The sequence below is a fragment of the Glaciimonas sp. GNP009 genome (assembly GCF_054343755.1).
Genome location: NZ_JBTGUV010000004.1, coordinates 927,543 through 939,577, shown reverse-complemented (window position 1 = coordinate 939,577; position 12,035 = coordinate 927,543). Strand labels below are relative to the sequence as shown.

The 12,035-nt window shown below is 51.5% G+C and carries 8 protein-coding genes and 3 pseudogenes; 5 read left to right on the top strand and 6 right to left on the bottom strand.

Going from position 1 to position 12,035, the window contains the following annotated elements:
- Positions 1-45: 45 nt before the first annotated feature.
- The 6 genes and pseudogenes from ACXX82_RS05185 to tal form a co-directional block, all read right to left on the bottom strand.
- Positions 46-631, bottom strand: a pseudogene (locus tag ACXX82_RS05185) (ABC transporter permease subunit); the annotation flags it as partial.
- Between the two features lie 281 nt (positions 632-912).
- A pseudogene (locus ACXX82_RS05180) lies at positions 913-1,146 on the bottom strand (TolC family protein); the annotation flags it as partial.
- A gap of 12 nt (positions 1,147-1,158) precedes the next feature.
- The gene (locus ACXX82_RS05175; protein WP_458562548.1) at positions 1,159-1,365 is read right to left on the bottom strand and encodes a hypothetical protein; all 207 of its coding nucleotides are present in this window, start codon (positions 1,363-1,365) and stop codon (positions 1,159-1,161) included.
- Positions 1,366-1,380: 15 nt separating this feature from the next.
- Positions 1,381-1,653, bottom strand: a complete 273-nt coding sequence (locus ACXX82_RS05170) for a TolC family protein (protein ID WP_458564056.1) — start codon at positions 1,651-1,653, stop codon at positions 1,381-1,383.
- Positions 1,595-1,939: pseudogene (locus ACXX82_RS05165) on the bottom strand (efflux RND transporter permease subunit); the annotation flags it as partial. The gene ACXX82_RS05170 and the pseudogene ACXX82_RS05165, both read right to left, overlap by 59 nt.
- A 140-nt stretch (positions 1,940-2,079) precedes the next feature.
- Positions 2,080-3,015: a transaldolase gene (tal, locus tag ACXX82_RS05160; RefSeq protein WP_322232507.1), complete on the bottom strand. Its 936-nt coding sequence runs from the start codon at positions 3,013-3,015 to the stop codon at positions 2,080-2,082.
- 361 nt (positions 3,016-3,376) lie between these two features.
- Between tal and ACXX82_RS05155 the strand changes: the two genes are divergently transcribed.
- The 5 genes from ACXX82_RS05155 to ACXX82_RS05135 all read left to right on the top strand — a co-directional run bounded on the left by ACXX82_RS05155 (position 3,377) and on the right by ACXX82_RS05135 (position 11,960).
- Positions 3,377-4,945, top strand: a complete 1,569-nt coding sequence (locus ACXX82_RS05155; protein ID WP_458562547.1) for a hypothetical protein — start codon at positions 3,377-3,379, stop codon at positions 4,943-4,945.
- A gap of 414 nt (positions 4,946-5,359) precedes the next feature.
- A complete protein-coding gene (locus ACXX82_RS05150) occupies positions 5,360-5,758 on the top strand; it encodes a hypothetical protein (RefSeq protein ID WP_458562546.1) in 399 nt (132 codons plus the stop codon).
- Positions 5,759-5,833: 75 nt separating this feature from the next.
- Positions 5,834-7,183: a TolC family protein gene (locus tag ACXX82_RS05145; protein ID WP_323506656.1), complete on the top strand. Its 1,350-nt coding sequence runs from the start codon at positions 5,834-5,836 to the stop codon at positions 7,181-7,183.
- Positions 7,180-8,781 (top strand): efflux RND transporter periplasmic adaptor subunit, encoded by a 1,602-nt coding sequence (locus ACXX82_RS05140; protein WP_458562545.1) that lies wholly within the window; start codon positions 7,180-7,182, stop codon positions 8,779-8,781. Before ACXX82_RS05145 ends, ACXX82_RS05140 begins: the two co-directional genes overlap by 4 nt.
- A complete protein-coding gene (locus tag ACXX82_RS05135; RefSeq protein WP_458562544.1) occupies positions 8,778-11,960 on the top strand; it encodes an efflux RND transporter permease subunit in 3,183 nt (1,060 codons plus the stop codon). Before ACXX82_RS05140 ends, ACXX82_RS05135 begins: the two co-directional genes overlap by 4 nt.
- Positions 11,961-12,035 lie beyond the last annotated feature (75 nt).

The following is a 12,035-nucleotide window of genomic DNA, read 5'->3' as shown; positions in this document are numbered from 1 at the left end:
AGTAATTTACAGGGCATCTTTTCACTACTTTGTATGATGGTGGAGTCAGTGGTGCGCCTTCCAAGGCACCAGGTTATGTTCCAGATATCGCATGACCAAATCGAATAGACAAGCGATAATCCCGATGAGGACGATGCCCATTATCACGATATCGGTGCGCAGGAAGTTGGATGCATTCAACACCATCTGACCGATACCTGCCGTAGCTGCCACCATTTCAGCGGCGACTAGCGTCGTCCAGCCGAATCCGATAGCAATCCGTAAGCCGGTCAGAATATCGGGCAGTGCCGCCGGTAAAATGACATGCCGTAACAGTTGCCAACGATTGGCGCCCATCCATAGCGCAGCATGCAACTGCTCTGACTGAACGCCGGCAACGCCCGCGCGAGTTGCCACGGCGATTGGCGCAAAACAGGCAAGATAAATAAGTAGAATTTTTGCCGTCTCATCAACCCTGAACAAGATCACGATCAAGGGCAGATACGCTAGCGGCGGCAGCGGACGATAAAAATTCAAGCAGCGGATCGAAGATGCCGCGCACAATCCTGCCGGTTCCCATCAGTAGTCCAAGCGGAATGGCAGTAATAGCGGCAAGTACAAAGGCACCGAATACGCGCAACAGACTCCATGCCACGCCGAGGAGAGAAAAGTGTGAAACCATGAAAAAACGCGGTCATGCATTTGGGCATGACCGCGTTCAAAAAATCCAGGTTTACATTACTCGCTTCAGCTAGTGCGACGCCTGGACGCTGGGAAGAGATTCCTCTGATGACCGTAATAAGACGGTCGATTTCATCGAAGGCTTCATCAAGCCCATGGGTGACACGGAAATTTTCATTTTCCTGACGTCAATCCAAAGGGCTGAGACGCATTGGAAAAAGTACTCCCGTGCTACCTTAACAGCTTGATCCCTCAACGCAAATTGATTTGCCTAACCTTTATCGATATGTCCTTGTCAGGACTTCCTACTGCAACGTTGCTATCCCAACCGCCACCCAATGCGCGGATGAGTGCGACAGTAGTGACTGCACGACTGCCCTTTAGCTGCGCTTCGTTACGTTCAACTGCGGTTAATTTGCGCTGTGCATCGAGTAAGTCCAGATAACGAAAACGACCCGCGTCATACAATTTTTGTGCGACGTCGGCTGAGCGTCTGGCTTATACCAGTGCGTCGTCAATTTGTGCCGCTTGTCCCGGCAAAATACGTAATCCGGCTAAGTTATCCTCAACTTCGCTAAATGCGACTAGTACACGTTGCCGGTAACTGGCAACCGACTCTTCCAATACCGCTTCGCTTTGAGTGACATCGTTTTTGTTGGGGCGCCATCGATTACGGGCAAAGACATCAACGCGCCGAGCACCCATGAGCGGCTACTCCAATTAAATATTAGCGAGGCTAGTGCCTTCGCCACCCGAAGCATTCAGCATCAATGCAGGAAACATCGCCGAACGTGCAACGCCGATGCGGGCATTGGATGCTTCCATGGTGCGTTGCGCCGCAGCGATATCCGGACGACGCTCTTGTAGCGACGATGGTAATCCGGCTGGAATAATCGGCAAGCCTGCAATACTGGTGAGCGGATTGTCACTGGCAGAAAAATCCGCTGCTGGTTTGCCCAACAATACCGCTAACGACGGTCTCGCCCATTGCATGGCGCATCTCTGAACTGGCCCCTTGCGAGAATACCAGTGGCACAACACCCATGATGAACGCGAAAGACGTCATCAGGATGGGCCGCAATCGCAAATGTGAAGATTCCAGAGCCGCTTTCACGATGGAGCGGCCATGGTTCTCCAGTTCAAGGGCAAACTTGACAATCAGGATGGTTTTTTGGTACGTCAGTCCGACAAGGACAAACAAGGCGATCCGGGTAAAAATATTGTTGTCGCCGTGCGTTAGTTTGACGCCGAATACCCCGTGCGCCAGGCGACGGGGCATTCTTATAGGAGAGATTTATACGTAATGCGGATACAGACTTCAGCTTAAATTAAGCTTAAAAAACCCCATATTGTCGGATACGTTCACTAGTCTTGATGAATAGTTAACGTCAATAAAACTGAAAATTTACTGAAAATTGATCAACGTAGCGCTTCGATTAATTTTTCCAGCTTAACGGTGTCGGCACTAAATTGACGAATACCTTCGGCCAATTTTTCGGTCGCCATAGCATCGTCATTCACCATGTTTCGGAATGCCGATTCATCCAGGCTTATTTTTTCAACTTCAGTTTCTTTCGATGCGTCAGCGCTCAGTTTGCGTGTTACCGGATCGTTACTTTCTTCCAGTTTTTGTAGTAAATCAGGACTAATGGTGAGTAGATCGCAGCCAGCGAGTTCCAGAATTTGGGAGGTATTCCGGAAGCTTGCTCCCATCACTTCAGTGGCGTAGCCGAATTTTCGGAAGTAACTATAAACCTGCTTCACAGATTGCACACCAGGATCATCCGCGCCGGTGTATTCCTGGCCAGTCGATTTTTTATACCAGTCATAAATCCGACCAACAAACGGCGAAATCAATTGAACTTTTGCCTCCGCACAAGCAATCGCCTGCGGCAAAGAGAATAGCAAAGTCAGGTTGCAATGAATGCCTTCTTTTTCTAAAACTTCAGCTGCGCGAATGCCTTCCCATGTCGAGGCAATTTTAATCAGTATGCGCTGGCGATCAATACCGGCCGCTTCATACAGGCCGATCAATTTACGGCCTTTTTCGATGGTTCCTTGCGTGTCGAACGACAGGCGTGCATCTGTCTCTGTCGATACCCGGCCCGGAATAATTTTTAATATTTCGAGCCCGAAGACGATCAACAGCTGATCAATAATATCGCGTGTCGACAAACTGGAATGATCACGTACAGCTTTTTCCATGAGCGGTTGGTAATCCGCTTTTTGCACGGCTTTCAGGATCAAAGATGGATTCGTCGTCGCATCGCGTGGCGCGAACGCTTTCATCGTCTGAAAATCACCGGTGTCGGCAACGATGGTGGTGAACTGCTTGAGTTGTTCTAATTGGTTCATGGCAAGGTATCGGTACGGTGAAGGGTTGATCGAAAACTTTACTAGTCCTAATGGTTATTCTACGCAGAATTTGAGCGCAAGCCAAAATCACGGCAGTTACCACCTTCTCATTTGTATCCAGGTGATGCGATTAGTTCCTTACCGCCTATTTCCTTTTGTGCATAACGCTGCGTTAGCGCCGTTGATGATGGTGACAAGTCTTATAAATTAATAGCGTTATCTGTCTTATTTTGAGCGTTTACTGATATCAGGCGAATACCGCGACTTTATAGAATGATGATGTTGAATAATTTCAAAAAAACAACATGATCGATCCCATTCGGCCAGGGATTCTTATCGATAAAATGAAGGGTAAAAATGTATGATAAATCCAAGAGTGATCACCTGTCAGCCACAATCTCTACTTCATATAATCCCAGAAAATCCTACTGCTATTGTTCCACTGCAAAATACGCCGGATCAACAAACGATCGTCATGGCGGCAGACATAAGAGAACTCCCTCTCCCGAGGGAACAAATTGAATCTCTGAATCCCTCCAGACAGGCAATGTTGTGGATACTCGATTCTCCGTCACAATTTTTTAACGATCTGCAGGAAATGGCTACGCAGCAGATCAATGATGAAATAAAGGACGTACGAGGAAAGGTGTTCGACGTCAGGGCAGATTTGGACAAACGCAATCCGAGAGCGCAAGTTGATGGCCTAAGCAAAGCGCTTATAAAGTATCATGTGGCCCGCGATTCAGGAGAGAATCCTGCGTTGGTTCAGGCGCTAAGTGACAAAGTTGATGTCTTAATGGCCAGTATGAAAATGAGTACCAACACCAGCCTTTTTCTTCAGATACTTAAGGCCGGGATGGCGATACGGACGCCATTGCTTATACAGCAGCTTGCAATTGGGGGAGATGCGCCAGAGCTGCCGGGAGTGTCTGCAAAAGTGGGTGTGCAAATTCAAACAGTATTCCCTTCACTTTCTCTCTGTCAATGCTTGGGTAACGTGCAAGTGAATCCCGAGACACATATTCAGGCTTTTGCTCACTTTGAAACTGGCTGGTCAGCACCTTTCGGAGAAACTATTAAAGCTGGCGCGTATGTGGCGGATATAGAACATATTGGATTTGATTACAGATTATCTCAAAATGGAGAAGGCATGTTGCCCTTCTCGCTGGATAATTTATGTATTGCTTTTGAATCGGTTCAACGTGCTGAAGTGAATGTTTCAGTGAAGCAATCTACAGATCATGTGCAATTTAATGAGCAACTTACCTTCGGTGCTGATTTTGTACAACAACGCCTTTTCGATTGCACTTCAAGCGGGATGATCGCTGCTGGAGGACATGCCGCTATTCAGACCGCATCTGCATTGGTGGCCACCGGTGCGGTAGCCACTGTTATGTCTCAGGTAGTGGTCGGTACTGCTAGTATTCCGCTTCTGTTTGCGTCAGCAGTGGGAGGATGCTTCCTTGGTGGAAAAATGACCAGCGCTATGAATTTTTTACCGCCAACAAAAGTAGTCAATATTGCTGAGGGTTTTACGGCTGGTATCGATTTTGGCGCGAATAGTAGCAAACCTGTTCTGGATGGCCTCAAAGTAAGTATGCGAAATCTGGACCGATTAAATGCCTCGGTTGTGAGTGTTAAAGACAATACGCGCAATGTATACGCTACCGCTAATGATCGGGAAGTGATGACTATATCTACTCAGAGCGATGGAGGACCTGAAGCTGTTTTGGACATCCGCGAGGCCACCGAAGATTTCGAAATGCGATCTATTCATGATGATTCGGAAGAATCGCCGGAATCAATGGAAGCACAGGAAACGCCAGAAACGGTACTCAGACAGCGTGTGACCCAGGAATTATCGGTCAACAGCGCCTATTCTTCAATGCGCTCAAGAGCTAATAGTCGTTCGGACAATACGAAACTGTAGTTAGTTGTCGAAAAGCATTTACATGCGACACTTAGTGAAGGACGCGTGTATCCGGTTTTTTAATATCAGATGCACCCGTCATTTTCATATTAATCAAAGGGCTGTCGATGCTTTATTTTTTAGTTATTTCGACTTTTATTTTATGAGTGTTGTCATCGTTTTACACGTCGATCCACGGTTCAATAATAAACTACTGTATCTTGGCTTAGCCTCAAATATTACTTGACCTTCCCGCAGGGGGAACGATGATAATGCACTGTTAATATTTTTTAACGACGCCAAGTGACAATATTGCATTACCTGGGATGTATTTTTTAGGAACAAAAAATGGAAAATTAGCTGCCAAAAATTTGTCGTTACTTGACAATAATTACCGCTGCTGTTTACTATAAATTAAGTAAAAATTTAAGAATAATGAAACTCACCCGCCCATCTCGCCTGATTGCCACAATCATTGTGCTGATCAGCATGCTGTTCATGCAGCTTGCTGTGGCTGGATATGCTTGCCCAGGCCTGAAGATAGGGCAGGTTAGCGAGTCGGTAACGATGGAGGTGGATCAGACGATGATTGGCTGTCAGGGCATGGATACGACGCAGCCGAGTTTGTGCCAGGCGAACGATCAGGCAGGTAATCAATCACTTGATAAACCCGAGTTGCCGCATGTTAAAGCCTTTGTAGCGGCCACACTGACCTTGGTAGTGCACGATGTGGCGCTCATCGATACGCCAATTACCACGCATGCAGAATCCCTCCTTTTAACGCGGACCACGGCGCCGCCATTGTCCATCCGCAACTGTTGCTTCCGCATTTAATTTCCCAGATCGCCTAGTCCGTCATCGACGTGCCGTGAGCACGTCTGATGTTGTCTTTCGCTATCTGGAGCTTTCATGTCATCGCCGATGCTATCCCCGCCTGCTGCGCACCCTCAAGTGCGCACTGCGATTGTTCGTTTTTTCCTAAGAATTAGTCTGATCGCATCAGCATTATCGCTGGTGCACCCTGCCAATGTTTACGCAGTTGAGGTTCCGCTGACGTTGGCCGAGGCACAGCGCCGCGCCGTAGAACGTTCGCGCCAGCTGACCGCTCAGGATTTCTCTGTCGCCTCTGCGCGTGACATGGCGATTGCTGCAGGTCAGTTGCCTGATCCGGTATTGAAAGTCGGTATCGACAATCTGCCAGCCACGGGCCGCGATCGTGGCAGTCTCAATAACGATTTCATGACCATGCGTCGGGTCGGCCTGATGCAGGAAATCACACGTTCCGATAAACGCCGACTACGTTCTGACCGTTTCGAGCTTGAGGCACAAAAAAGCCTTACCGAGAAAACCGTAACAACCGCTGCAATTGAGCGCGATACGGCTCTGGCGTGGCTTGACCGGTATTACGCAGACGCGATGGCCCAGGTTGTTGCCGAGCAAGGTGAGCAGGCCAAACTTGAAATCCAATCAGCCGAAGGGGCATATCGCGCCGGTCGTGGCAGCCAAGCCGACGTTTTTGCTGCCCGCAGCGCACTAGCGATATTTGATGATCGTGCCAGCGAAATACAGCGCCGTGTGCGCAATGCCAATATTATATTGGCACGCTGGATCGGCGATGTAGCCAGCTTATCCCTGGCCGCGAAACCTGCCACCAATACTATCCGGCTGGACCCGGCGACGTTGAATACGCAGCTTGAACATCATCCTCAAATAGCAGTTCTCACCAAGCAGGTGGAAGTCGCCGAAGCCGACGCCAAACTGGCGAAGGCCAACGAACAAGCCGACTGGACCGTCGAGGTCGCGTTCCAGCAACGTGGCTCTGCGTATTCGAATATGGTGTCGGTTGGCGTTTCGATTCCACTGCAATGGGATCGGAAGAACCGCCAGGATCGCGAACTCTCTTCCAAACTGGCGCTAGTCGAACAAGCCAAAGATATCCGCGAGGATACGTTGCGCGCGCATATTGCAGAGACGCGCAGCATGATCGACGAATGGCATAACGATCGCGAGCGTTCTGTGCGCTATGAACGCGAACTGATTCCGCTAGCCAATCAACGCACGGGAGCAACGATTGCCGCCTACCGTGGTGGCAAAGCCAGTTTGGTAGACGTACTGGCGGCCCGTCGCAATGATATCGATATCCGCATTCAGGCGTTACAACTGGCAACTGACACCGACCGTCTGTGGGCGCAACTCAATTTTCTATTTCCTACCGACGATCTGATGGCGCAAACGGGAATGAACAAGGATACCAAATGAAGCATAAGAAAATTCTCGTCTCCGCTGCCGCTGCCGCTGTCGTTGTGCTCGTAGCAGCCGGTTATGGCTTATATGCGGCTGGCATGCATCAGGGCAGGAAGATCACGACGCCATTATCGAGTGCCACGGCTAATAGCGATACTGGTAAAAAAGTACTGTATTGGCACGACCCGATGGTACCCAGGCAAAAGTTTGACAAGCCTGGCAAGTCGCCGTTTATGGATATGCAACTGGTACCGGTTTATGCTGACGGCGGGGGCGATGGTGCCGATGGTGCCGACGGTGGCAAGGTCAATATCAGCCCGCGCGTCCAACAAAATCTGGGTATTCGTACCGCCGAAGTCACTCGGGGAAACCTGACGTCGGCAGTCGTTGCCGTTGGTAGTGTTGCCTACAACGAACGCGATGTGGTATCGATGCAGGCACGCAGCAACGGTTTTCTCGAACGACTGTTTGTGCGTGCGCCCCTTGATCCGGTCCGCAAAGGGCAAGCGTTGGCGCAATTGTATGTGCCGGAGTGGATCGCGGCGCAGGAAGAGTACCTATCTGTCAGACGCATGGAGGGGAATGGGTTAGAGACGCTGCTTGATGGTGCGCGCCAACGCATGCGGCTGGTCGGCATGACTGATGAACAGATACGTCTGGTCGAATCCAGCGGCAAGGTGCAAGCGCGTCTGACTATTGTTGCGCCGATTAGCGGCGTTGTTTCGGAGCTTACGGTGCGTGAAGGGATGACCGTGATGGCGGGCGCGCCGATGTTCAAAATCAATGGTCTGGGCACGATCTGGATTAATGCCGACATACCTGAGAGCGTCTCCGCTCAGGTGCGTCCAGGCAATGCGGTTGAGGCGCGCACGCCTGCGTTGCAAGGAATGGTATTTAAGGGGAAGGTCAACGCAATCTTGCCGGACGTGAATGCCACTACCCGCACACTGAAGGCACGTATTGAGTTAGCGAATCCTACCGGTCAACTAGTGCCAGGTATGTTTGCGATGCTCAATTTGTACCCCGCTACGCGTAAGAACCTCTTGCTAATACCTACGGAAGCGGTGATTCAGACAGGCACTCGCAGCTTGGTCATGGCGGCGCAAGGAGAGGGTAAGTTTCTCCCAGTCGAGGTTGAGGTCGGTAGCGAAACAAACGGTCAGACCGAAATTCGCAAAGGATTGGAAGTCGGGCAGAAGGTCGTGGTCTCCGGTCAGTTCCTGGTTGATTCCGAAGCCAGCCTGAAGGGAGCCGAAACCCGCATGAGCCCAATGAATGCACCAATGAGCGGTATGGATGCACCCACACCGGCCAACGCCACCGTTGCGCAAACCGGCAAAGGCACTGGACCTATGCACCGCGGCCAAGGTAAGGTCGAAAGTATTAACAAAGAAGAGATCACCATTTCTCATGGTCCGATTCCAACTCTGCAATGGGGGCCAATGACGATGGGATTCAAATTGCCAGCGAGTGGTTTGCCGCATAACGTTGCAGTGGGTGACACCGTCGTTTTCGAGATTCGTCCGATCAAGGATGGCGCATTTGAGATCAGCTCTATCAAGCCGCTCAGCACGAACGACGCAGCGAAGAAGCCAATGGGAGCTGCGCAATGATCGCCAGACTAATCCGGTGGTCAATTGCGAACCGTTTTCTGGTGCTATTGGTGACGCTGATGGTGACCGCTTGGGGCATCTGGGCACTTTCGCGCACACCGCTGGATGCTATTCCCGATCTGTCTGACGTACAAGTCATTATCCGCACCAGCTACCCAGGTCAGGCACCACAAATCGTCGAGAATCAGGTGACTTATCCGCTGACGACGACCATGCTGTCGGTGCCGGGGGCCAAGACTGTGCGGGGATATTCATTTTTCGGTGATTCTTTCGTCTACGTATTATTTGAAGATGGCACCGACCCTTACTGGGCGCGCTCGCGCGTGCTGGAATATTTGAACCAGGTCCAGTCGCGCCTTCCGCCGCAAGCCAAAACCGCGCTCGGGCCGGACGCGACCGGTGTCGGCTGGATCTACGAATATGCGTTGGTGGATCGCAGCGGTAAGAATGATCTCTCGCAGTTGCGAGCCTTGCAGGATTGGTTTCTCAAATACGAGTTGAAAACAATACCGAATGTCTCTGAAGTCGCCAGCATTGGCGGCATGGTAAGGCAGTACCAGATTGTGCTCGATCCTGAAAAGATGCGCGCTTACAACATCCCGCAAGGCAAGATTATCGAGGCGGTGCAGAAAGCGAATCAGGAAACTGGCGGCTCGGTGCTGGAACTGGGGGAAGCAGACTACATGGTGCGCGCATCGGGTTATCTGAAGTCGCTGGACGATTTCCGCAAAATTCCTTTAATGACCACCGAGGCGGGTGTATCAGTGCGGTTGGCTGACGTAGCGCGGATTCAGATTGGTCCAGAAATGCGGCGCGGGATTGCCGAACTAAATGGTGAAGGTGAAGTCGCTGGTGGCGTGATCATTATGCGTTCTGGGAAGAACGCACTGGATACCATCGCTGCCGTGAAGACGAAGCTGGCGATATTGAAAGCCAGTCTGCCGCCCGGCGTCGAGATCGTCCCGACCTATGACCGGTCGAACCTGATCAAACGCGCGGTCACCAATTTGAAAGACAAATTGATCGAGGAATTCATCGTCGTCGCTGTGGTCTGCGCGATCTTTCTGTTTCACCTGCGTTCGGCACTCGTTGCCATCATCACGCTTCCGATCGGTATCCTGATCGCTTTTATTGTCATGTATTACCAGGGTGTTAACGCCAATATCATGTCGCTGGGTGGTATCGCTATCGCCGTCGGTGCCATGGTCGATGCGGCGGTGGTGATGATCGAGAATGCGCACAAACATATCGAAGCCTGGAACCACGCCCATCCCGGAACAAAATTAAAAGGCAACGACCACTGGCGCGTTATCGGCGACGCCGCCGCCGAGGTTGGTCCAGCGCTATTCTTTTCGCTGTTGATCATCGTACTTTCTTTTATTCCGGTGTTCACGCTGGAAGCGCAGGAAGGGCGGTTATTCGCGCCTCTGGCCTTTACCAAAACGTATGCGATGGCTGCGGCGGCCGGTTTGGCCGTGACGTTGATTCCTGTCTTGATGGGTTACTTGATACGCGGTCGGATACCGGAAGAGCAAAAAAATCCGCTCAATCGCTTTCTGATCGCGTTGTACCGCCCGTTGCTTGATATCGTGCTGCGGTTTCCGAAGCTAACCTTGCTGGGTGCAGCGTTGGTGGTGATCGTAACGATCTGGCCGATGCGGCATCTTGGCGCTGAATTTATGCCGCCGCTGGACGAAGGAGATGTGCTGTACATGCCATCTGCATTGCCGGGCCTGTCAGCGGGCAAGGTGTCACAGTTGCTACAACAGACTGATCGTCTGATTAAAACCGTACCAGAGGTTCAGACCGTGTTTGGTAAAGCAGGGAGAGCCGAGAGCGCCACTGATCCGGCGCCGCTGGAAATGTTTGAAACCATCGTTCAGTTCAAGCCGCACACTCAATGGCGACCCGGCATGACGCCGGACAAGCTGATTCAGGAACTCGACCGCATAGTCAAGGTCCCTGGGCTGTCTAACATCTGGGTTCCACCGATTCGCAACCGGATCGACATGCTGGCAACAGGTATAAAAAGTCCGGTCGCTATCAAGGTTGCGGGGGCCAGCTTGCTGGAAATTGACCGTATTACGCAAGCCATCGAACATGCTGTCAAGCACGTACCCGGTGTGTCGTCGGCGCTGGCTGAGCGTTTGAACGGCGGCCGCTATATCGATGTTGACATCAATCGCGATACGGCCGCGCGCTATGGTTTAAATATCGCTGATGTGCAAAGCATCGTCTCCACGGCGATTGGCGGCGACAACATTGGTGAAACCATTGAGGGCTTGCAGCGCTTCCCGATCAATGTGCGTTATCCGCGCGAGGTGCGAGACTCTATCGAAAAGCTACGCCAGTTACCAGTCTTGACCGATCGCGGCGCGCAGATTCAACTGGGTGATGTCGCTGCCATTCGCATTAACGATGGCCCGCCGATGCTGAAAAGTGAAAATGCACGGTTGTCGGGCTGGGTCTATGTTGATATTCGGGACCGCGACCTAAGCTCCACCGTACGCGATATGCAGCAAGCCGTCGCCAAAGAAGTCGCATTACCGGCTGGCTACTCTGTTGCATGGTCTGGACAATTCGAGTATCTGGAACGTGCCACCGCCAAACTCAAAGTCGTCGTTCCGGCCACCTTGCTGATTATCTTCGTCCTGCTGTATCTCACCTTCCAGCGTTTCGACGAAGCGGCCTTGATTATGGGGACGCTGCCGTTTGCGCTGGCGGGCGGTATCTGGCTGTTATGGCTGCTCGACTATCACCTGTCGGTCGCTGGCGGCGTCGGTTTCATCGCATTGGCGGGCGTCTCCGCCGAGTTCGGGGTGATTATGTTGCTTTACCTGAAACACGCCTGGGAACAGCGCCTGGCTAACGGCAAGGATAGTGAGGCAGATTTGATCGATGCGATTCGGGAGGGTGCAGTGTTACGGGTCCGCCCCAAGGCGATGACGGTCGCGGTCATCATCGCTGGGCTAGTGCCGATTATGCTGGGCACTGGCACTGGATCGGAAGTCATGCAGCGCATCGCGGCACCGATGGTGGGTGGAATGATTACGGCACCGTTGCTATCAATGTTTGTCGTGCCTGCGGTCTATTTGCTGTTACGGCGGCGTCAGCTGCGACGGAGTCGAATCGCCGCCAGCATGGCTATTGCGAGCACAACCTTAAAAGTAGAAGCATAGAGGTAGAAGCATAGGGCCTGAATAGCACGTTTTATGGTCGCCATTGAGACGACCAAGAAGTAGCAGCAATTGTGT

Coding starts and splice junctions, on each gene's coding strand:
- ACXX82_RS05155 (WP_458562547.1), top strand. CDS start 3,377: ATGATAAATCCAAGAGTGATCACCTGTCAGCCACAATCTCTACTTCAT.
- ACXX82_RS05175 (WP_458562548.1), bottom strand. CDS start 1,365: ATGGGTGCTCGGCGCGTTGATGTCTTTGCCCGTAATCGATGGCGCCCC.
- ACXX82_RS05140 (WP_458562545.1), top strand. CDS start 7,180: ATGAAGCATAAGAAAATTCTCGTCTCCGCTGCCGCTGCCGCTGTCGTT.
- ACXX82_RS05150 (WP_458562546.1), top strand. CDS start 5,360: ATGAAACTCACCCGCCCATCTCGCCTGATTGCCACAATCATTGTGCTG.
- tal (WP_322232507.1), bottom strand. CDS start 3,015: ATGAACCAATTAGAACAACTCAAGCAGTTCACCACCATCGTTGCCGAC.
- ACXX82_RS05145 (WP_323506656.1), top strand. CDS start 5,834: ATGTCATCGCCGATGCTATCCCCGCCTGCTGCGCACCCTCAAGTGCGC.
- ACXX82_RS05135 (WP_458562544.1), top strand. CDS start 8,778: ATGATCGCCAGACTAATCCGGTGGTCAATTGCGAACCGTTTTCTGGTG.
- ACXX82_RS05170 (WP_458564056.1), bottom strand. CDS start 1,653: ATGCAATGGGCGAGACCGTCGTTAGCGGTATTGTTGGGCAAACCAGCA.